Consider the following 22,314-nt stretch of genomic DNA (forward strand, 5'->3'; position numbering starts at 1 on the left):
TTCTCCTAATCCGGTTTATAAAGCCCAGGCATTTGAGTCGGGTTTTTAGTATCAAATTTAATATTTTCTTTTTCTTTTTTTGGTTCTTCTGGTTCATAAGGCAATGTAGAGATTATATACCCATCTCCAACAATGTCATGAAGACCCCTTTTCTTTTTAAAACCAATCATGTAAAAAACTATGGCTCCAGGAATTATTCCTGAAAACAAATAAAGTGATTTTATTACCATTCCATAGTAATAATAAAATTCCATTTCTTTTGTTATTTCTTTTGGAGTTGAAAAATCAAATGCTCATTGCATTAATAAATTTGGTTCTTTTACTGAAGCAGCAGTTACTCCTAATATCAAATTAACAAACAATATAGGAAACAGCATTACAAGTTCTCTTTTAAGAATACATCAAAATCTATTAACTTTTTTGTTAGGAATAACATATCTTACATTAAAAACAAATCTGAATGGAGTAAATCCTTTTCAAAAATAAGGAATAAGCACAAAATAAGAAAAGAATATGAACATAGTCAAAATAGTAATGCCCAACATTCTTCACCCATCTATCTTGATTGCTTCACCAGCAACCTGTGAGCCAGGATTCAGTATTTCTCCAACAGATTTCCCCATTCCTAAGAAGAATAATAAAGAAAATGAAAAAGTCAATAAAATAACCAAAGCAAAATCTATTAAAGTTGCTCCAAACCTTTTTGGAAGGCTTGCAATAGAATACTTATTTTTCATTATTTTAAATTTCCTAATGCTTTGTCAATCAATTTAATTTTTGACAAAATTTTTTCATCTAATTTGCGTACATATTCATTTTTTAAAAAATTAGGAATGTATATATCTTTTTGTCTTTTGATTCTAGAAAGTAAATGTAATAAAGAAATATTTTTCTTTATTTTATGATTTGTATTTCTTATGTCAAAATCAAATGAATATTCAACTTTGTTGAAGAAAGAGAAAAAGATTATTAATGACATTCAATATTCAATTTCAGAACTGAAATCTTTAAATTCAGAGTTTGATGATGTGAAATCATACATATACTCAATTTGAGTCAGATAATCATAAATATTGTAAGAATAGTTATAAACGTTGTTATAAACAATCACAGCATTAACAGAACTTAAAGTTTTTCAATTTTTGAAATGTTTAAAGACTTTTAATAAAAAAATCATTGGATATCAATTGTAATTATCAAATTTAATGTCATTTTTAATTAGAAAAGCTTTTCTAAAAATTAAACCACTAAAATGATTTCCAGAAACTGATAAAATAATATCTTTTTCTAATTTTGTGAATTCTTTTGTTTTAAGATCATAAAGTTCATTTTCTTTTTTAACTTTTACTTGAAAAACATCTATCTCTTTGTCTTCACATAGATTTTTTTCTATTGTTTGAATTATGTTCTTATTTATTTCGTTGTTTGATGAAAGTAAATGAATGTATTTTCCTCTTGCTAATTTAATAGCACTATTAAAAGAAAAACTCATTCCTAATGTGTTTTTATTTATTAAATATGAAACATTTTTTAAATTAATGTTTAAAAACAATTCCAAAGTTTTATTAACTTCAACAGAGGGATTGTCAAGTATAAGAATTATTTCAGTTTTATTTTTATCTAATTTGACTAATGAACTTAAAGTAGAATCTAAATCACTTAAAGCATTGTTTAAATATAAAACTATTGATAGTAATGGAGTATTGTTCATAAAATTCCCTATTTTTTTAAAAACATAATTAATATTAATTATAAACTTTAAAGTGTTAATTAACAAAGTAAAAAAAATATTTTAATATAGATTCATATTATGTTTTTAATGTTTTTCTTTTAGTATAATTACATTAGATTTTTAAAATAAATCAGGAGGTATTTAATGGCAAAAAAAATTAAATTTGATATAGTCGATAATAAGGTTATATTAACTGAAAACGCATCTAAAGATGATTATATTGATTTAGGTGATGATACATTAAAAAACAAGATTATTAATCAATCAAAACCTGAGCTAGAAAAAGAATTTGAAAAAGAATTCAAAAGAGAAAATCCAGATTTCTTAAAATATAAAAAATTGTATGACGATTTTGAAAATAAGAAAAAGATAATTGAATTGGAATCAATAGAGAAATTTAAAAAAGATAAAGAATACTTAGATTTCAAATCTTCAAAAGAAGAATTAGAAAAACTTGAAATCAAATATCAAAATTTAAAAAACAATATTGAAGATAAAGTCACTATATCTTTTAATAAAAAAGTAAGTGAATTTGAAAAAGAAATTCACAATTTAAATTCTCAAATTGAAAAAGAAAGAGAATTACAAAAAGAAAATGAATTAAATAATATAGAAATTCATAAAGTGAAACTAGAAAAAGCAAAACTAGAATCTATAAACGAATTCAAAAAAACAGAAGAATTTATAAGTTTAAAATCAGCTGCTGATAAATACAGTAAAAATTTATCAACTATGAATTCAAAAGTTCGTGGCGAAGACCTTGAAGAATGAATAAGTAATGAATATGACAAGACAATAGGGATGTTAAGAACTGCAGAGTTTCAAAAAGACAATAAAGTTGTAACTTCTTCTGAAGAAACAAAAGGTTCAAAAGCAGATTTTATTTTCACCATTTATAACAAACCAATAGATGATGAAACTAAAGAAGTTATTTCAAGAACTGTTATTGAAGCAAAAACTGATTCAGAAGAAACTAAAAATAGAAAAAAGAATTCTGATCACCTACCTAAGCTTGAAAAAGATAGAGAGAAAAAAAATGGTGACTATGCTATTTTAGTAACAGAGCTTGAATTGCATGAAACTAATAATTGATCCATTAAAAGAGATCCTCATTTTCCAAATATTATATTAGTTAGACCAGAATTTTTAATTTCAGTTCTTAATTTAATAATTGTGCTTTCAGAAAGCACAATGAGTCTTAAAGAAGCTCTTAATAGACAAAATCATTCTTTCAAAGAAACAGATGAGATAATGACTGAATTTGAAAAATTCAAAAATGGTTTATTAGATAATTCTTTGAAACACATAGCAACAAAACTTGAGGATATTAAAAAATCAGCAGAAGCTATTGAATCTCATTCTAAAAAAATATTAAATGCTTATGATTTAATATTGAAAACTCATCTAACTACTGTACAAAATAAATTAAATGACTTTAAAATAACAAAAATTACAAAAAGAATAGATGGAATTGATAAATTAAATGATTCTAATAATACAATTGCTTCTAAAGAGTTTAAAACTGAAAAAGATTTAATAAAGAACGAAAAAACAAAAGAAAAAGAATAACTATTTTTTAGCTATTCTTTTGCAATACTCTTCTTCACTGATTCCTAATTTTTTTGCTTCTTTCATATTTTTTTGTTTCACAAATAGAACATATAATGAAGTAACTAAAGCATATATATCAAAAATAGCAACTGCGAATCCAGACGCTACAAGATTAGGATCTATCTTTTGTCCTTCATAAACAGGAATTAATTCACTAACTCCCAATAAAGTTCCATACAATATTCAAACAGCAGCACATGCTGAAGCGCCTATTCAAGATCATCTTGAAATACCAGAGGTTTGTTTAGTTTTTCAAACTTTATATAAAGGGGGCGTATGAGCAATAATTATTAATACTGATAATGTTCAAGACAAAACATTAAGAGTTATTCCTATTCATCCAGGAACATGAAAACTAGAATTCATTTCTATCTCCTTTATTTAATTTTTTGATAACTTCTTTTTTCATAAAATATTTAGGAAGATCTTCTTCTTTAATATTTAATTTTTTAGCTAAATATAAATTTCTAGCTTTATAGTACATAATTCAAGCGCATAATAAACCTGCTATAAAATCTATTAGCGCAGTTACAAAACCATTCATATATCCAGTAGATATTTGTCAGTTTTGTAATGATTCAGTATAGTTTGGATTATGTGATTCAAAATAACCATTAACAATATAAAGAATACCTCATAAAGTGAAGCCCATTTCCATTACAAATGTTACAAAATATAATAAAAAACTAATCCCAGCAGTGTTCTTAGTTTTATATATTTGTATCGCTTGAGCTGCGAAAGCTCATATTAATAAAAAAGTTCCTATGATATTACTAATTAATATCAGGACTTCCATAACAATCGAACCAGTACTTGGTCCATCGTGTTTTATATTGTTTATCTGATTTAAGAATTCAATATTTATCATATTTTCTCCTTACATTTACATGTTAAACTATTTGATAATAACACTTTATAATGCTTTTAAAATTTTCTTATTGTTAAATAAAGAAATAAAAAATAGCTTTTTATAAGTTTTAAGTTCTAAAAAAAGCACTTTCATAATAAAATTAATATTATTATTTAATTTTATTTTTATGAAATATTATTTGGAGATTTAATTGAACAAACCAATTTTAAAACTTAGTAATATCGAAAAAACTTATGAAGACGGATTCACTGCTATTGAAAATTTTAATTTAGAAATTTTTAAGGGTGAATTTGTTACTTTGTTAGGGCCTTCAGGGTGTGGAAAAACTACCATTTTAAAAATAATTGGTGGTTTTGAATCACCAACAAAAGGTAAAATTTTATATAACGGATTGGATATTAAAGATTTGCCAATTATTGAAAGACCAACTTCAACAGTTTTTCAAGATTATGCTTTATTCCCAAATATGACAGTGGAAGAAAACATCAAATATGGACTTAGACTTATGAGAACACCCTTAGAAGACGTTCCAGAAGAAGTTTTTAAACAATCCATAAAAGTTATGAAGGATGCTAAAAAGCATGCTGACAAACAAATACAAGATGTTAACAAGAAAAGAAAAGTTCTAGCCAAAGAACTTAAAAAACTTGACAAAAAATATGAAAAAAATAAATATTTGAGTTCTATTAAAAAAATGAGAAGAACTCAATATTTAACTGAACTTGAATATTTAGATAACAAGTTATATGAAAAATATGGTGATGACTATATTACAAGCATTAAATTCCAAGATAAATTATTTGATTTCATTAATGGTTGTTTTTCAAGAATAGGAATTGAAAAACGTTTAAAGATTACTATTAAAGATATGAATGAAATCGAAAAAGAAATCAATGAACTTAAAAGATGATATAGATTTAAAACTAATCTTGATAATAAATATGACAAGATTAGTGATAAGTACAATGATTTAGATTATTGAATTTCTTATTGAGAAAATTATCCACAACTTAAAAAAGAATCTTTTGAAAAAAGAAAAATAACAAGAAAATTAAATAAAGAAGAAATAGATAAAAGATTTAATGATGTTATTAAATTAGTTGGTTTAGAAAACAAAGAAAAAAATATGCCTTCTGAATTATCTGGCGGAATGCAACAAAGAGTTGCGCTTGCTAGATCTATTGTTATAGAACCAGAAATCATTTTATTAGATGAACCATTAAGCGCTTTAGACGCCAAAGTTAGAAATCAATTGCAATCAGAATTAAAAAGATTGCATAAAGAACTTGGAATTACTTTTATACTAGTTACTCACGATCAGGAAGAGGCGTTAATGTTATCTGACAAAATAGTCGTTATGTCAGAGGGTAAAATTGAACAAATTGGTAGTGCTAATCAAATATATGACATGCCAGAAAATCTTTGAGTTGCTTCTTTTATTGGAAGAACTAATATTTTTGATGCAAAAATAACAAAAGAAGACAAAGTGGTTTTCTGTTCTAAAGAATTTGACAAAATCAAGGATTATAAAGATTTTAAAACTTCTGACAACATAAAATTAATGATAAGACCAGAAGATTTCATAATAGTTAAAAATAAAACCGGATTCTTAAACAATGTTAAAGTAAAAGAAATAACTTATAAAGGTCTTTTATACGATATTGTTTGTGAATTTGATAAAAAAGTAATTACAGTAGAGGGCATTAAATATTTTGCTCCTGGTTCTTTAATAGGATTAAATATAGATCCTGAAGACATACATTTAATAAAGGTATAAAATTGAACAAAACAAATAATAAAGACAATCGTTTTAGTATGCAGTCTAGATTTGTAAATAAATTTACATTTTCAAAAAAATTGCTATTAACTATTCCTTATTTATTATTAACAATCATATTTTTGGTTGTTCCTTTGATCATAATCTTGATTCTTTCTTTCAAATCAAATGGAACTTCTGTATCTGATAATTTTGATGTATTAACTGGATTTGTTTGACAAAAAATAGGAATGTCTATATTAATATCTTTAGCTACTACTATTTTTTGTATAGTAATAGCTTATCCATTTACTTACTTTTTGAGTTTGTCAAAAAGTAAGTCATTAAAATTTTTAGTGATGTTATTAATATCAGCACCTATATGACTGAACATGTTAGTTAAACTTATTGGCCTTAAAACAATGTTTGATTTAATGTGTGGCGGTATTAATAGTTCATATGGAAACATATTTACTATATTAGGACTTACATATTTGTATATACCATTTCTTATAATGCCTTTATACAATTCTTTAGAATTGCTTCCTAAAAATCTTATAAATGCTTCAAAAGATTTAGGAAGAGGACAAATATATACATTTTTCAAAATAGTTATTCCTTGAACCAAAAATTCTTTGATTTCTGGAATTGTGTTAATAATGCTTCCTGCATTAACAAGTGTTGCTGTTCCTAGTTTTTTAAACAATTCTAATAATGGGTCAATGATTGGTAACATAATTGATTCTCAAGGACAAAGCGGATTAAATAATCCAATAGCTCTTTCAAGAACATCAGTTCTTGCTTTAGTTATTAGTGCTGTTATGTTCTTTATGTATTCAAGTATTATATTTGCTCCTAAACTATATTCATATATAGCTAGAAAGGTGAAAAATGAAAGATAAAATAATAAATGGATTAAGAAAATCTTACATTTTTATAATCCTTAGTTTAATTTATATTCCACTTATTGTTGTTGTATTTCTATCTTTTACAGATCCTAGTATAAAAGGAAATATAACTGACAGTTTTAATTGAAATAGTGGCGAGAATTTCTTAAATTTATTTAAAAACAACGAGTTTTTAAATGCCTTATCAAATACAGCAATAATAGTAGCTATTGTTGTTCCAATATCTACAATAATTGCTACTGTAACTTGTTTTGGTATTTGAAACTCTAAAAAAGTTTATGAAAGTTCAATTATTTCAACTTCAAAAGTTAATGTTGTTATTCCGGATATAATTACAGGAATAAGTTTAGCTTTATTATTTTCTGTTACTTGAATAAGCTTATTCAAGTCCTCATTGGGCTTTAGTACTATTATCTTATCTCACATCAGTTTTTGCACTCCATATGGTATCTTAATTATTTATCCTAGAATGCTAAAATTAAATAAAAACTTAATTTTAGCTTCTCAAGATTTAGGTTATTCAAAAATAGTAACATTCTTTAAAATAGTATTACCGTTCTTAGCTCCTGCTATTCTTTCAGGCGCTTTGATAATATTTGGAATTAGTTTTGATGATTTTATAATTACAAGATTGGTTGGTGGAAATATTACAACTATAAGTTCAGAAATGTATACAATGGCTAAAGGAATCAAAGCATGAGCTGTAACCTTTGGTGCATTAATAATAATGATTAGCTTTGTAGTTATAGGAGCTCTTGCTATAAGAAAATCATTAAAACAAAGAAAATTAAATAAAGAAATTAGTATGAAAGGATATGTAAGTTGAAAAAAACAAATAAAAAAAACATAGTTAAGATTTCAATCTTTTCTTTTCTTTCTATATCACTAGTTACACTAACTCCTTTATTAACATCTTGTGCAAATAGTTATGGAGTTACTTTTGGAAACTTCCAAGCTTATATTTCACCAACTCTTTGAAATAGATTAAATAAGAAAGTTGTAAAAACAAATTCTTATTTTTATGATTCAAATGATCCTATTCCTACTCTATTACAAAACAAAACTATTAATTTAAGTGTTTCTACTGATAATATGGTTGCTAAATTAATTAAAAACAATTTAGTATCTAAAATAAATTGATCAGATTTTGGTTTATCTTCAAACAACAAATTAGTAACTAATGCTAATGAAGCTTTAGCTTTGTTTTCAAAGACCACTAAAATGATTTCAGAAGCTTATAAATCTATAGGAATTAATAATTTATTAGAATATGCAATTCCTTATTTCACTCAAAATTATGTATTTGTCTATAGAGGTAATTTAATTAGTGAATTAAGTTCTTCTAATGTCACATTCAATGACATTTTTAGATATATTACACAATTCAATACTAAAACAAATACTTATGAAATAAACAATCCATATAATAGATTTGTTAATAAATTTAAAGAATCAAAAAATCCTAGTGTTGGAATGGTTTCTGGACCTAGAACACTATTTGATGTTTCTAATATTGTTAAACAAGAAAAAGAAGGTTCTAACAATGTTAATGTCAATCCAACAACAGGATTGTTAAATCAACAAAGTGTTTTATCAATTTCTGAACTTAATACTATATTTGGTTCTTTAAGTTCTTATTTCAAACCTTTTCCTGATTTAGTATCTCTTAATTCTAATTCAAATGTAATTCTTAATAAAATAGCACTACAAGATTTTGAAGGTGCATTTATGTATAATGGTGATGCTTTATATGCTTCACAAGGGGGAGATTATGGTGTAAACACTATTTCTCCTGATAATTTTCATGTAGTAATACCAAAAAACAACTTATTAGCTATGGATGGAATTGTTTTTAATAACAAGAATAATTCTGAACAAAATTTATTAAGTTATAAATTAGCTTTTAATATTGCTTTATCTGGAAGTGATTTACACTTACAAAATGATGTTAATAAAAACATATTTCCAAATCAAACTAATAATCCAAACATAGCTGATACTGTTAGTTCAACTGATGATTCATATTTATATGGTTCTATGAGTAATTTTGATTATGTTAATTACACTCCTGAACTTAATAAATTATTAAATTATATAAATAATCAAAATTATTTTAGTTCTAATATGAAAGAATTACAACTAAAGTTATTAAATATAATTCCACCAACTATCCCTTCTCATTCAGTTGAGTTTCCTCTTAATGATCTATCTTCTTCTAATTTAAATATTTCTTATTTAAAGTTTAAAAATGAAATGTAAAAAAGCAGCAATAGTTGGTTCGTTTGATCCTTTTCACGAAGGACATTTATTCTTATTAAAAAAGGCATTAAGAAACTTCAAAGAAGTTGTGATTGTAATGTCTATTAATCCACATAAGGATTCTAATGATTTAGAACATAGATATGGTCAAATTAAAAGTTATTTAAATGATTTAAACATAGATGTCCAAATCATTAAGAATTATGGTCTTACTGTTGATTGTTTAGAGATGTTAGAATGTTCTTATTTAATAAGAGGAATAAGAAATTTAGAAGATTTTAAATATGAATTAAGAATGAAAAAGATTAATAGAGTTCTTAATAGCAATATAAAAACAAAAGTTTATTTCAATTTAATGAAATAAACTTTTGTTTTTGGGATTAATTATTTATTTTAATATTTTTAAAATTTAACTCTCTATCAAATTCATAATATGAAACATATTCTTCTTTTCTTCAAATAAATATTTTATACTTAGTTTCTCTATAATTTTCTTTTTCAGAAAATCAATTCCCTATTCAAAAAGTAAGTTGTGGAGATCCAGCAATATATATGTTTATTTCTTTAATTTTTTTATTAAGTGTTTGATTTAATAAGTCTGTTAATTGATTTAATTCTTTTTTGGTTTCTATTCCGCCTTGAATTAAATGCTCCCTTTCAAAAACAAAGGTTTTTAATTTTTTGTTTCTTATTTTTTGAAAATTTATTTTATTTATTTCTTCAAATAAAACATTAATTTCATTTTCTGGTTTTTCTTTATTTATTACATGAGAAGTTCAAAATGTTTTTTGTTTTTTCTTATTTTTAAGTTTTTTAATTTTTTCATCTTGTTTGTTTGTTAATAAAACAACTTTTTTAATATCTAATTCTCAACCTTGATAAAAAATAAAAGGAACTTCAAAAGTTATATTGTAATAAATTTTAGATTTATTTTGTTTTTCTTTTAAAAGTTCAGTTTCTTTTTTTAAAATTTTAATTTTAGTAGCTTTTTTATTTTTTATTTCAGATTGAAAAATTTTTTTAAAAAAAGTATTTTTATAAGTATTTGAAGAAAAACCCCCAAAGTATAAAATATTTTTTTCTAAAATTCATTCTTTAAATACAGAAAGTTCTTCTTTGGCAAAGTGCCCTATTGCTTTATTTATATTAAATTCATTATTGCTCAATTTTCGCCTCTTAGTTTATTGTATTTATAATATAAATTTGTCACTATTTATTTTTTAAAATTTTATTTAAAAATAAATATTTTTCATTTTTATTAAAAATATATTTCGCATTTTCTAATTGATAAATGAAAGCGTTTATGTTTACAATTATCTTATAAGTATTTTTATTATTTAAAATATTATTTTTTGGTTCGACGTCAAGATTATAAAGATTTTTTTCTGTTTCCCTTTTTATCAAATTCATTAATAAAATCAAGTTCTCTATGCTATCGTTAGTTGTAAAATTATTTAATTTAAAATGTTTTTTGTAATGCAAACAAATTTGTGTAATCATAATGCTTGGTATTTTTTCTTTTTTGTCAAATTTATTAAATCAAATTTTTGCTAATTTTATATTTTTTCTCAATTCTTCTCTTACGTTTTTTTCAAGACCTTTTCATTCATCTATTTGTCTTAAAACTCCAGTTTCAAATGAAGAATATTCTCTTAAATTATTAACATTGTTTTTTTTAATTAAAAAAATTTTTTGATTTTCTTTGTAACAAACAGAAAAATCTATATGATAATTTATTTTTTCGTCTTCGAAAATAAAATTAGTTTCTATTACTTTTTCTTTATCAACTATTTTACAATTTTTTGTTTTTTCTCCATAACTTTTCAAAACACCGAAAATAATTTTTCTAGCGTCTAAAATATTGTTATATTTATTTTCAATTATTAGCATGCAATCAATATCTAATTCTTTTGAATTATATTTTGTTTGAGTTTTATAAGCAAAACTTCCAATAAATCTTCTGTCAAAAGTAAAATTAATTTCGCTTTTAATAAAATTTTCTATTCTTTCTATTCTATTTCTTATTCTTTCTCTTTCCGTCTTTGAAAGAGAAATTTCATCTAATATTTTATTAATTTGATTCATCTTATTTCCTATTTTTTATAGTTTATTTAATAGAATTATATCTTATTATTTTTACCAATAGAAATCAAAGGCAAAATCCTAAAATAATATTTATTTTTAAAAAAAATAAATAAAAAAATATCCTTAAATCAAATATGTTTAAAAATCAATTTAATAAAAAGAACTTAGAACAATCTCTTCTTTTGTAATAACCTATTGTAAATTATTTTTTTAATGTTCTTATGTAAGATAACCTAAAAAATAAAAATGAAACTAAAACCAAAATTTTTATTTTTTTTCCTAATTAATATTGCTTGATAAAATCAAATCATGAAAAATTATAAAGAATTAAAACAAGAATTAATTAATCCTAAATTAGAAAAAGCAAAAAGTTATTTTGTCAATGGTCAATGAAAGTTAGAAATATTTTTGATGAGGGGTGATTTAATTGTCGATATGCTTTGTGAATATTATTTGACTGAAAAATCACCTTCAGAAATTAGTGATTGTTATTTTTGAAAATCTAAAAGTGTTGCAAAGAAAAAACCAATAACAAAAAGCGGCACAACAAAAAACGGTCAGGAACTTTATGCAATTATAAATTGATGTGATTTGCCGTTGCGTAAAAAATGAAATAAAGAATTCAAAAAATATGAACATCTTTTAAGAAGTTTTCTTGTAAGACATATAAATGAATGTTTTCAAGAAAAAAAAGAATTTCTTTTAAGCAAAGAAAGAGGAATAAAACTTTATACAGAATGAGAAAATTTTTATAATAACCAAGAAAAATGATTTGATTTTGTAAATGATTTTGATGAAAATTTAAAAATAATGAATTCAGATAATGAAAGCGTCTTTTCAAAAGATTTAAAAAATGAGTATAATGATCTGAACACAAAACCAATTAGAAAAGAAGAAATAATATCAATTCTTTTAAGATATAACTTCTCTAAAAATGTAAATAAATTTCTTAAGAATAGAAAAATTGAAAAAGATTATTTAAGGAACATATTTAATGTCAATAGAAGCGCCATTAATAAATGTCACATACTTGAAATAAAAACAATTAAAGATATGTATTTAAATGATTTGATTGACAACGATGAAGCAATTAAATATGCTCAAGACCCTGAAAATTGTTTATTGTTAGAATCTGATATACACAGTTTTTGAGATAATGGCGATATAGAACTGCTTCCTTCTGGTTTTTTTGAAAATATTAATTTAACTGATGAAGAATGAAGGTCTTTAGACATAGAAAACAAATCTGTTTTTTCTAATAATAATATTGATTTTTCTAAACAAAAAGAATATCTAGAAAAAAGAAACCAAAAATAAAAACAAAAGCTTATGCTTTTGTTTTTTCTTTCTTATCAAATACTTTTATCCTATTGTTAGGATCAAATTTTCTTTCTGTTTTGTTGATTAGTCTTTCAATGTTTTCTTTATGTTTATATATGACCAAACTAGAACAAAGACCAAACATACAAAATAAAGGAAGTACATTAATTGTGCTAGTTTTTAAATCACTTACTACTCGATTTAAATCATTAATTAAATAAAGTCAATTAATACCGGGTATTAATATTAAAAATGGTATTGACAACACTGCCAAGATAGCACCAAGCGATACATATCTAGTTAATAATACAGATGCAATAATTATTATAGAACCTACTATAGTTAAAAATGGATTAACAATAATTAAGAACCCACCAAAACTAGCAATTCCCTTTCCGCCTTTAAATTTATGAAACATGGGGAATAAATGTCCTATAACAACAAATGTTGTTGATAAATAAATAAAAACACCATAATCGAAAGAAGTATTAGGTAAAATATATTCTTTTAATCAAAAATGATACATAAATCAAATTATTAAAGTAGCTATAATAGATTTAAAGGTATCACCGACTAAAACTAAAAAGCCTAATTTTTTACCCAAAACTCTCGTTGAGTTTGTAGCGCCTGGATTTTTAGATTCAAATTCTCTAACATCCTTCTTAGCTACAAACTTGCCAATGACTATAGCAAACATGACACTTCCAAAAGTATAACCAATAATTATTGACAATACTATTAAAATGGCCAACGCTGAACCAAAATTCATTTTTTGCCTTATATAAAGTTAAATTTAATTTAATTATACTTTTTTTTACTAAGAAAAGTATATGATTTTTTAGCAAAAAAAATTATAAAAAAAAATATTCATTGTTTAGAAATATAATAATAAGGTTATAAATGATTAAAAGCAAAAGGTATAAAATGCAAAATAAATATACTTCAGATAATATTAAAGTTTTAGAAGGACTTGAACCAGTACGTAAGCGTCCTGGTATGTATATTGGTTCTACTGATTCTAGAGGATTGCATCATTTAATTTGAGAAATACTAGATAATTCCATTGATGAAGTAATGGCTGGGTTTGCTTCTGCCATTAAAATAACTCTTAGAAAAGATGATTCAATATGTGTTGAAGACGATGGTAGAGGAATACCAGTTGATATAAATTCAAAAACAGGTAAATCTGGAGTAGAAACTGTATTTACTGTTTTACATGCTGGTGGTAAGTTTGATGATTCTGTATATAAATCATCGGGTGGATTACATGGTGTAGGTTCTGCTGTTGTTAATGCTTTAAGTGAATCATTAATTTGTAGAGTTCATAGAAATGGAAAAATCTATGAAGCCGAATTTGGAAATGGCGGAAATATATTATCATCACTTAAAGAAGTCGGAGATACAACTAAAAAAGGAACAACAGTAATATTTAAACCAGATCCTTTGATTTTTGAAAATACTACTTTTAATGCTCTTACAATTAAAGATAGATTACAAGAATCTTCTTTCTTGTTTAAGAATCTTAAAATTATTTTCAAAAATGAAAAGACAAACGAAAAAACAGAATTTGAATCAGCTAATGGTATTAAAGATTATGTTTCTTTCATAAATAAATCAAAAACTGTTTCAAGTTCAATAATAGATTTCAAAGGTAGTTTACATGCAATAGAAGTTGATGTTGCTTTACAATACACAACTTCTATTAATGAAACTATAGTTTCTTTTGCAAACTCAGTTAAAACCAATGAAGGTGGTTCTCACGTAAATGGTTTTAAAACCTCATTAATGCAAACTGTTAATGAATATGCTAGAAAATGAAAACTTTTAAAAGAAAAAGAAAAGAATCTAGATGGTGATGATGTTAGAGAAGGAATAGTTGCTATAGTTTCTGTTAAGGTGCCTGAAAGTTTAATAACTTATGAAGGACAAACCAAAAACAAACTATTCACTCCAAAAGCACTTGAAGCAGTTAAGAAAATAACTGATGAAGAGTTAAGTTTATGATTTGATAAAAACAAAAAAGAAGGAACTTTAATAATTAAGCAAGCTATTTCTTCAAGAGAAGCAAGATTAGCGGCCAAAAAAGCTAGAGAAGTTACTAAAAAAACAAAAAACAAAAAAATTGAAAAAATTTTATCAGCAAAACTAACTCCTGCACAATCTAAAAAACCAGAATTTAATGAATTATTTTTGGTTGAGGGTGATTCAGCTGGTGGTAGTGCCAAACTTGGTAGAAATAAAAAATATCAAGCTATTTTACCTCTTAAAGGAAAAGTTATTAATGTTGAAAAAGCAAATCTAGCAGAGGCCTTAAAAAATGAAGAAATAGGTACAATAGTTACTTGCTTAGGTTGTGGTGTTTATAAGGATGTTGATCTTAAAAAATTAAAATACCACAAAGTAATAATAATGACTGATGCTGATGTCGATGGTTCTCATATTCAAGCATTATTATTAACTATGTTTTATAGATTCTTAAGACCATTAATTGAAAACGGAAACATTTATATCGCATTGCCCCCTTTATATAAAATTACTCCAACACACAATAAAAAAGGTTTTAAGTATGCTTGAACTGAAGAAGAATTAGAAACTTATAAACAAGAATTCAAAAAGTATGACATACAAAGATATAAAGGTCTTGGTGAAATGAATGCTGATCAATTGTGAGAAACTACAATGGATCCTGTTAATAGAAAGCTTATCAGAATCAATATAGATGATGAACTTGAATCTGAAAGACAAGTAAGTAATCTAATGGGTGATGATGTTTCTGTTAGAAAAGAATGAATCACAAATAATGTTGATTTTGATTATGATGAATAGGATTTGATAATGGATACTAAAAATAACATTAAAAAAGAAAGTCTGGCCTCAATAATTGGTGATACTTTCGGTAGATATGCAAAATACATAATTCAAGATAGAGCATTACCAGATATTAGAGATGGTTTGAAGCCAGTTCAAAGAAGAATCTTATATGCTATGAATGGATTAGGGCTAGTTCATACTAAGCCTTATAAGAAATCAGCTAGAGCTGTTGGTGAAGTAATTGGTAAATATCACCCACATGGTGATTCATCAATTTATGAAGCTATGGTTAGAATGTCTCAAGATTGAAAAAACAACATGCCACTATTAGATATGCATGGTAATAATGGTTCAATAGATGGCGATTCTGCTGCTGCTATGAGATATACTGAATCAAGACTTTCAAAAGCTGCTGCTTTAATGCTTAATAATATTGAAAAAAATACTGTAGAGTTTGTTAATAACTTTGATGATACTGAAAAAGAACCAACTGTTTTGCCCTCTTTATTGCCAAACTTATTATTAAATGGTTCTGTTGGTATTGCTGCTGGTTATGCAACAAACATACCAACTCATAACCCAACAGAAGTATTTAACTCTATTATTCATAGAATTGATTATCCTAATTGTTCTGTAAATACTTTGATGAAAATAATTCCAGGGCCTGATTTTCCAACCGGTGGAATTATTGAAGGAATATCTGGTGTAGAAAGTTATTTCAAAACTGGTAAAGGTAAATTTGTAATTAGTTCTAAATATAAATTTATTACTGATAACAAGAAAATAAATCAATTAGTTTTTTATGAAATTCCTTATGATACAAACAAATCAAACATCATTAAACAAATGATGGAATTATTCGCTGATGAAAAAATTTCAGGAATTCTAGAAATAAGAGATGAAACTGATAAGCATGGAATAAATATAGTTGTTGATTTAACAAAAGAAGCAAATATTGAACAAACAAAAAACTTTTTCTTAAAACATACTCATCTTCAAATTTCATATTCAACCAACTTTATTTCAATAGTAAATAGAAAACCTGTCTTAGTTAATCTTGAAACCGCTTTAGATAGTTATATTGCTCATGCAATTGAAATAATTGTTAAAACTGCTGAATTTGATCTTAACAAAGCTTTAGATAAATTTGAAATAGTTGAAGGTTTAATTAAAGCCATTAACATTATTGATATTATTATTGCTTTAATAAGAAAAAGTGATTCAAAATCAAATGCCATTGAAAATCTTGTTAATCTTCATCAATTTACAAAAAGACAAGCTGAAGCTATTGTTAATATGCAACTTTATAAATTAACAAGAACAAATATAGAAGATCTTAAAGCTGAACTTGAAGAATTAAGAAAAATCATTAATGATCTAAAAACAATTCTTAATTCTGAAGATATTCAAAGAAAACACTTAAAAGAAGTTTTAAGAGGATTTAGAAAAGAATTAGGTTATGATAGAAAAACTTCTATAGTTTCTGAAATAAGAAGTTTAGAAATTGATGAATCATCATTAATAGAGAAAAAAGAATTAATATTATCTGTTTCTAAAAACGGTTATATTAAAACATTCTCACAAAACGTTTATGATTCTAATAAATTAGAATTCTTTGGCCTTAAAAATAATGATTCTATTTTTTATTTAAATAAAGTTTTAAGTACTGATCATTTGGTCATTATCACCAAATTAGCAAAAACTTTTGTAATTTATCCACACAAGATAAAGCCATCTAATTGAAAAGCAGATGGTGTTCATCTTAACGAATTTATTACACTAGAACCAAATGACGAGGTTGTTTATGTAAAAACTTTTAAAGATATTAATGAAACTGATGAAATAATTTCTTTAACTAAAGATGGTTTAGTTAAAAAAACACTTTTAAAAGAATCTTTAAACGTAAAACAACAAAAACTTTCTTCAATAATGAAATTAAAGAAAAATGATGAAATCGTTTCTTGTTTATTAAACGACCTTAATGAAAATCAATTCATTACTTGTTTAAATAACATTGGAAGTTCATTTACATTTTCAACTGCTGAAATACCTCTAAGCGCTAAAACTGCGACTGGAGTTAACTCTATGAAACTTAAACCAAATGAATTTGTTGTTTCTGGTGTTTTAAGTTTAAGTCTTAAAACCAAATTATTCGTTGTTGCTAATAATGGTTATAAATTAATTAAACTTACAGAACTTCCTGTATCTAAACGTTATAGTTCTGGTAAATTTATAGCTATAAATGTGAAATCTAATCCTTCTAACTATCTAAATATATTTAAAGTAACAGACGAAGATATGATTAGCTTATATAATATTCATAATGAGTTAATAAGTTTAGATTTAAATAATATTAAACATACTTCAATAGATACTAAGTTAAATAAATTATTTAATTCAACTCCACTTAAAGAATCATTAAGATTAGATATATTAAATAAACCAATAATTCAATCTAATAAAGATGACATTATAAAGCCATACGTACCTATAAAGTAAGAAAAGAAAATAAATGAACAAAGAACTAAATATAAAGTGTTTAGGTTGTGGTGTATGACTACAAACAGATCCGAATTTATTAGGTTACATTCCTGAACTTAATAAAGATAAAAAACATTGCCAAAGATGTTTTAAATTAATAAATTATAACCAAATTGATAATTCAAAAGTAACTGGCGATCTTATAAACAAAGAACTATTATCTCTTGATTTAGATAAAAAAGTTGTTATTTATCATATTGTAGACATTCTTAATCTTCCACAAACTATTTCAAAAGATTTAGTCAAACATGAAGAAAAAGTAGTATTTTTAATAAATAAAGTAGACTGTTTGCCAAAAAAATACAATTCTGAAATAACAAATGAATATATAGTGAAAACTATATCTTCATTTGGTTTTAAAAATCCTAATATCATGTATGTTTCTATTTACAATAAATCATCAATCAAAAGACTTTATAATGACGTTTTTAATCATAATAAAGAAAACAAAAAAGCAATTTTTGTTGGTAAATCAAATGTTGGTAAATCGTCTTTAATTAATGCTTTATTTAAAGTTAATAATCTTAAACCACAATTAACTGTAAGTCCTTTTATTAATACAACTATTAATCTTAAAAAAACTAAGATTAACAAAATTGAAATTATAGATACACCTGGAACATATAGTGAAAACAATATATTAAATCATATTGATCTATTGCAAACAAAAAAAATAATATCTTTTGACAACACTAAACAAAAGAATTATTTTTTAGCTAAAAAGAATTCTTTAAAAATAGAAAACTTGGCTCTTTTAAATGTATTAGAGACAACTAAAGAAAAAATAAGCATTACTTTTTATTTAAACAATATGACTAAAATCAAGAGAATCAAGACTCCTGATGACTTTACAATTAAAATGAATGAAATTAATAACATTTCTTACAATATAAACCCTGAATGAGAAACTAAAACATTTAAATTAAATCCAAACAAAAAACATAACATTTCAATATATGGCTTGGGATTAGTTTCAATTAGTCAAGGAGTTTCAGAAATAAGTTTCAATATTCATAAAGAAGTAGATGTTGCTTTGAGTGAATTCGCCATTATTTAAAAAAATATAACAAATAATATTACAATATATAAAAACACTTTAATTACATTGAGTTAAATTAAAATATGGATAGGATATAAATGAAAATCAAAGCATTGATTAAAATGATCAATTTGCATTTTTGAAAATCAATTTTTGGACCTTTTTTCGCTTTTGTATTTCCGATAATATTTGTTGGAATATTAGGTTCTTTATTAGGTTATTATGCAATGTTTGGTGGAATGTTGTTAATAGCTTCCACTGCTGTTTCATTAACTGCTATGCCACAAGCAGTTTTTGAATTCAAAAAATCAACACTATTAAAAAGAATAGGTGTAACTCCTATTAAACCATGAATGTTTATATTGATGACTGGTTTATTTTATGTAGTCGTAATGATTCTTGGAACAATATTCACTTTGATAATGGGAATAGCTATTTTTTCTGGTAATTTATATGAAGGTAAAGAAATTTCTAAAGGGATCATTTCTTACACATTAAGTGACATGTTGGCCAATGTTCAATGAGGCGGTTTAATATATGGTTTATTATTAAACATATTAGTTGGAACTTCACTGGGATTATTAATAGTCTCTTTAACTAAATCAACGCTTGCTATTCAAGGAGTTGGAATACCAATATTAATATTATCTCAATTCCTTGCAGGACAAGTTTTGCCATTAAATATGATTCATGGTTCTAGCGCAACTGCTAGCCCTATGTGATGACTTGGATACATTTCTCCATTTAAATCAACAACAGCTCTTGTTTTACAATCTTTCAATCCTTCAATGAATAATCTGCAAGAAACTTTTGAAACTACAAAAGTAATTGGAAGTTTACCAAACAAAAATATATTGCTTTCTATCAATAAAGGTTTCAACATATTTGATATAAGTGCTGATTATACTTATGGAAAATCAACAATAAATGCTGTAAGTATTTTTACAAAACCTGAAAGAATATTAAATTTAATACTCCCCTTTGCTTGAATAGGATTATTTAGTTTTATTACAGTTAAGAAATTCAAATGAAGCGCTAGATAGGATCGATATGATAAATATTTTTAAAAAGAAACAACATAAAGAATTTATTATTAATGAATCTGAAATCGAATCTAAAACAATAAAAAACAGTTTAAAAAATATTGAACTTGAAAAAAATCAAAAATTTAATAATAAATTAAGTTGAATAAAAGAAAAAACAGACAAAAAACCTTTAATGAAAATAAAAGGTCTTAATAAAAGCTTTAATACTGGAACTAATAAAAAAGATGTTTTAAAAGAAATTTCTTTCTCTATTAATGAAAAAGAAAATATTGCAATACTTGGTGGTAATGGTGCAGGTAAAACTACTTTAGTAGAAATTTTAGCAGGTCTTAATAAACCAACTTCTGGAACAATTGATATTAAATATGATTATGAGGATTCTTATTTAGAAAAAATAGGAATACAATTCCAAGATTCTTCTTATCCTCCAGGAATATCAGTAAAGAACGTTATAGATTTTATGATCGATGTTTATAATATAGAAATTTCAGATGAAGAAATGAAATCTCTATTGAAAATCTTTGCAATTGAAGAATTTTACAATAAAAGAGCCTCTTCTTTATCAGGAGGACAGCAACAAAGACTTAACGCCTTTGTAGCTATTATTCATAAACCTAAAATAATATTCTTAGATGAATTATCAACTGGTTTGGATATATCTATTAGAACTAGAATAAAAGAATTTATTAAATCATATGCTAAAGAAAACAATATGTCTATAGTTTTGGTTTCTCATGACATGGGAGAAATAGAATTCTTATGTGATAGAGTTATTTTCTTAAAAGACGGCAAAAAAGTAGTTGACGTTTATATGGAAGATATATTAAAAAAATACACATCACTAGAAAAATTCGTAACTTATTATTTAAATAATTAATATAAAAAAAATCAGACAACGCCGTCTGATTTTTTTATATTTCGAAAATATTAATTATTCTTTTGATTTAGTTTTTTTGTCGAATTTAACAGAACACACAGCAATTAACAATAATAACATTATAAACATAATACAAGCAGAAATTAAAGTCATTACTAATCCTGTTGTCATTTTATTATTAACAGATAAATTACTGTTTTCATTTGGTTCAGGAGTTGGTGGAGGTTCTGGATTAAGGTCTGGTGCTGGTGGAGGTTCGGGTTGTGGTTCTGGTGGAGGGATTGGATCGGGCTCTGGTTGTGGATCTGGATTAACCGGAGGAGTTGGTTCTGGTGGAGGTTCGGGTTGTGGATCTGGATTAACCGGAGGAGTTGGTTCTGGTGGAGGTTCGGGTTGTGGATCTGGATTAACCGGAGGAGTTGGTTCTGGTGGAGGTTCGGGTTGTGGATCTGGTTGTGGATCTGGTGGACCATCTGGATTTTGATTAGAATTGTCACCATCTATAGGCGGTTCTGGTGGAGGCGGAGGCGGCTCAACGGGTTTTTTATAATATAAATTAAAATTAGGAAATATAAAATCCTCATGCGCAAAAGCTAATTTTATTCCTGCAAAATAAGGATCAGATTTAAGTCCTTTTAGAGTGATTATTCTGCATTTAATTTCTAAACGAGCCTCATCTATATATTTATTTAAATTTCAAGCGGCAGCACCTCTTGAAATAGTTAAATTATTATTATTGACAAGTTGAGGAAATATGTCATCTATAAAATCATAAGCCCCATTATATGTAGCCCCTTCTATACCAACTGAATTGTTTATATTTGAATTACTGTAATCAACATCAACAATATAATCAGTTTTTGTGAATTTAATTCCCATTAATTCAAATCAACTCTTGTTATTTGTTTTTTTAACATTTGAAAATTTTAAAAGAAAATGATCATGTTCTATGTAACCTTCTTTCAAATAAATTTCAAAAATAGGTTCACCAAAAGTTTTAAAATCATCAGTTGTAATATATTCTATATCAAAGATGAAATTTTTATTTTGTACGAAAGTTGGTTTTGTTTTAAAACTAAATAAATTCAACAATGGAGTGTTTATGTCGGTTTTTCTATTTTTGTTTAGATAATCGAACTCTTTCTTAAGTTGTCTAGATATAATCGGAGTAGATACTTTGTTGTTGACTGAGAAATTCATATTAGTATATTCAAAATAAGAATTTGAAAATAATGGACTATTATAATTTATTTTTTTTGAAATTGTCGATTCAGAAGAAACCAAAAATAATGCAAACGAAGTTAGCATTGTTATCGCCAATAATAATTTAATTTTCTTATTTTTCATATTTAATGTATTATATACTAAATAAATTGTCTTTTTGTCTTTAGAGAACATTGAGTTGAATTTTTCTTTTCTAAATAAAAAAAAGAATTAGAGAAATCAATAAAATTCATA

20 protein-coding genes are annotated in these 22,314 nt (G+C 25.0%); 12 read left to right on the plus strand and 8 right to left on the minus strand.

The genetic code is table 4. The annotated features are described in order from the left end of the window. Positions 1 to 5: 5 nt before the first annotated feature. Together AC27EK_RS00350 and AC27EK_RS00355 are read right to left on the minus strand one after the other, a co-directional pair. The gene (locus AC27EK_RS00350; RefSeq protein ID WP_487231385.1) at positions 6 to 737 is read right to left on the minus strand and encodes an RDD family protein; all 732 of its coding nucleotides are present in this window, start codon (positions 735 to 737) and stop codon (positions 6 to 8) included. Beyond that, on the minus strand, positions 737 to 1,711 hold the full coding sequence (locus tag AC27EK_RS00355; RefSeq protein ID WP_487231386.1) for a glycosyltransferase: 975 nt from the start codon (positions 1,709 to 1,711) through the stop codon (positions 737 to 739). Before AC27EK_RS00355 ends, AC27EK_RS00350 begins: the two co-directional genes overlap by 1 nt. A gap of 165 nt (positions 1,712 to 1,876) precedes the next feature. Between AC27EK_RS00355 and AC27EK_RS00360 the strand changes: the two genes are divergently transcribed. Then, positions 1,877 to 3,301 carry a DUF2130 domain-containing protein gene (locus AC27EK_RS00360; protein WP_487231387.1) on the plus strand — a complete coding sequence of 475 codons (1,425 nt, stop codon included), beginning with the start codon at positions 1,877 to 1,879 and terminating at the stop codon, positions 3,299 to 3,301. Here AC27EK_RS00360 and AC27EK_RS00365 read toward each other — a convergent pair whose 3' ends face one another. After that, positions 3,302 to 3,709: a SemiSWEET family transporter gene (locus tag AC27EK_RS00365; RefSeq protein WP_487231388.1), complete on the minus strand. Its 408-nt coding sequence runs from the start codon at positions 3,707 to 3,709 to the stop codon at positions 3,302 to 3,304. It lies immediately after the preceding gene. Further along, positions 3,699 to 4,211, minus strand: coding sequence for a hypothetical protein (locus tag AC27EK_RS00370; protein WP_487231389.1), 513 nt, complete (start codon positions 4,209 to 4,211; stop codon positions 3,699 to 3,701). Before AC27EK_RS00370 ends, AC27EK_RS00365 begins: the two co-directional genes overlap by 11 nt. Before the next feature lie 193 nt (positions 4,212 to 4,404). Between AC27EK_RS00370 and AC27EK_RS00375 the strand changes: the two genes are divergently transcribed. The 5 genes from AC27EK_RS00375 to AC27EK_RS00395 are packed head-to-tail and all read left to right on the plus strand — an operon-like array spanning position 4,405 to position 9,501. Continuing rightward, on the plus strand, positions 4,405 to 5,991 hold the full coding sequence (locus tag AC27EK_RS00375) for an ABC transporter ATP-binding protein (protein WP_487231390.1): 1,587 nt from the start codon (positions 4,405 to 4,407) through the stop codon (positions 5,989 to 5,991). 2 nt (positions 5,992 to 5,993) lie between these two features. Beyond that, positions 5,994 to 6,872 (plus strand): ABC transporter permease, encoded by an 879-nt coding sequence (locus AC27EK_RS00380; RefSeq protein WP_487231391.1) that lies wholly within the window; start codon positions 5,994 to 5,996, stop codon positions 6,870 to 6,872. Next, positions 6,862 to 7,728: an ABC transporter permease gene (locus AC27EK_RS00385; protein ID WP_487231392.1), complete on the plus strand. Its 867-nt coding sequence runs from the start codon at positions 6,862 to 6,864 to the stop codon at positions 7,726 to 7,728. Before AC27EK_RS00380 ends, AC27EK_RS00385 begins: the two co-directional genes overlap by 11 nt. Then, on the plus strand, positions 7,701 to 9,137 hold the full coding sequence (locus AC27EK_RS00390; RefSeq protein WP_487231393.1) for a type 2 periplasmic-binding domain-containing protein: 1,437 nt from the start codon (positions 7,701 to 7,703) through the stop codon (positions 9,135 to 9,137). Before AC27EK_RS00385 ends, AC27EK_RS00390 begins: the two co-directional genes overlap by 28 nt. Beyond that, positions 9,127 to 9,501, plus strand: a complete 375-nt coding sequence (locus AC27EK_RS00395) for an adenylyltransferase/cytidyltransferase family protein (protein WP_487231394.1) — start codon at positions 9,127 to 9,129, stop codon at positions 9,499 to 9,501. The genes AC27EK_RS00390 and AC27EK_RS00395 overlap by 11 nt, the downstream gene beginning before the upstream one ends. A gap of 16 nt (positions 9,502 to 9,517) precedes the next feature. On the opposite strand, the gene AC27EK_RS00400 is transcribed toward AC27EK_RS00395, so the two are convergent. Next, a complete protein-coding gene (locus AC27EK_RS00400) occupies positions 9,518 to 10,303 on the minus strand; it encodes a hypothetical protein (protein ID WP_487231395.1) in 786 nt (261 codons plus the stop codon). A gap of 43 nt (positions 10,304 to 10,346) precedes the next feature. Then, complete coding sequence (locus tag AC27EK_RS00405; protein WP_487231396.1) at positions 10,347 to 11,222, minus strand: hypothetical protein; 876 nt, start codon at positions 11,220 to 11,222, stop codon at positions 10,347 to 10,349. 309 nt (positions 11,223 to 11,531) lie between these two features. On the opposite strand from AC27EK_RS00405, the gene AC27EK_RS00410 reads away from it, so the two are divergent. Next, complete coding sequence (locus AC27EK_RS00410) at positions 11,532 to 12,539, plus strand: HNH endonuclease (protein WP_487231397.1); 1,008 nt, start codon at positions 11,532 to 11,534, stop codon at positions 12,537 to 12,539. A 10-nt stretch (positions 12,540 to 12,549) separates the two neighbouring features. On the opposite strand, the gene plsY is transcribed toward AC27EK_RS00410, so the two are convergent. Next, positions 12,550 to 13,311, minus strand: coding sequence for a glycerol-3-phosphate 1-O-acyltransferase PlsY (plsY, locus tag AC27EK_RS00415; RefSeq protein WP_487231398.1), 762 nt, complete (start codon positions 13,309 to 13,311; stop codon positions 12,550 to 12,552). Positions 13,312 to 13,466: 155 nt separating this feature from the next. Here plsY and parE point away from each other — a divergent pair, with 155 nt between their 5' ends. The 5 genes from parE to AC27EK_RS00440 all read left to right on the plus strand — a co-directional run bounded on the left by parE (position 13,467) and on the right by AC27EK_RS00440 (position 20,856). Continuing rightward, complete coding sequence (gene parE, locus AC27EK_RS00420) at positions 13,467 to 15,368, plus strand: DNA topoisomerase IV subunit B (protein WP_487231399.1); 1,902 nt, start codon at positions 13,467 to 13,469, stop codon at positions 15,366 to 15,368. 9 nt (positions 15,369 to 15,377) lie between these two features. Next, positions 15,378 to 17,852 carry a DNA topoisomerase IV subunit A gene (gene parC / locus AC27EK_RS00425; protein WP_487231400.1) on the plus strand — a complete coding sequence of 825 codons (2,475 nt, stop codon included), beginning with the start codon at positions 15,378 to 15,380 and terminating at the stop codon, positions 17,850 to 17,852. 13 nt (positions 17,853 to 17,865) lie between these two features. Continuing rightward, complete coding sequence (locus AC27EK_RS00430) at positions 17,866 to 18,951, plus strand: GTPase (RefSeq protein WP_487231401.1); 1,086 nt, start codon at positions 17,866 to 17,868, stop codon at positions 18,949 to 18,951. Between the two features lie 80 nt (positions 18,952 to 19,031). Further along, complete coding sequence (locus AC27EK_RS00435) at positions 19,032 to 19,976, plus strand: hypothetical protein (RefSeq protein WP_487231402.1); 945 nt, start codon at positions 19,032 to 19,034, stop codon at positions 19,974 to 19,976. A gap of 7 nt (positions 19,977 to 19,983) precedes the next feature. Then, entirely contained in the window at positions 19,984 to 20,856 is an 873-nt protein-coding gene (locus AC27EK_RS00440; RefSeq protein ID WP_487231403.1) for an ABC transporter ATP-binding protein, read from the plus strand. A 54-nt stretch (positions 20,857 to 20,910) separates the two neighbouring features. On the opposite strand, the gene AC27EK_RS00445 is transcribed toward AC27EK_RS00440, so the two are convergent. After that, entirely contained in the window at positions 20,911 to 22,203 is a 1,293-nt protein-coding gene (locus AC27EK_RS00445) for a hypothetical protein (RefSeq protein ID WP_487231404.1), read from the minus strand. Positions 22,204 to 22,314: the final 111 nt, after the last annotated feature.

The sequence above is a fragment of the Ureaplasma rhincodontis genome (genome assembly GCF_057537535.1).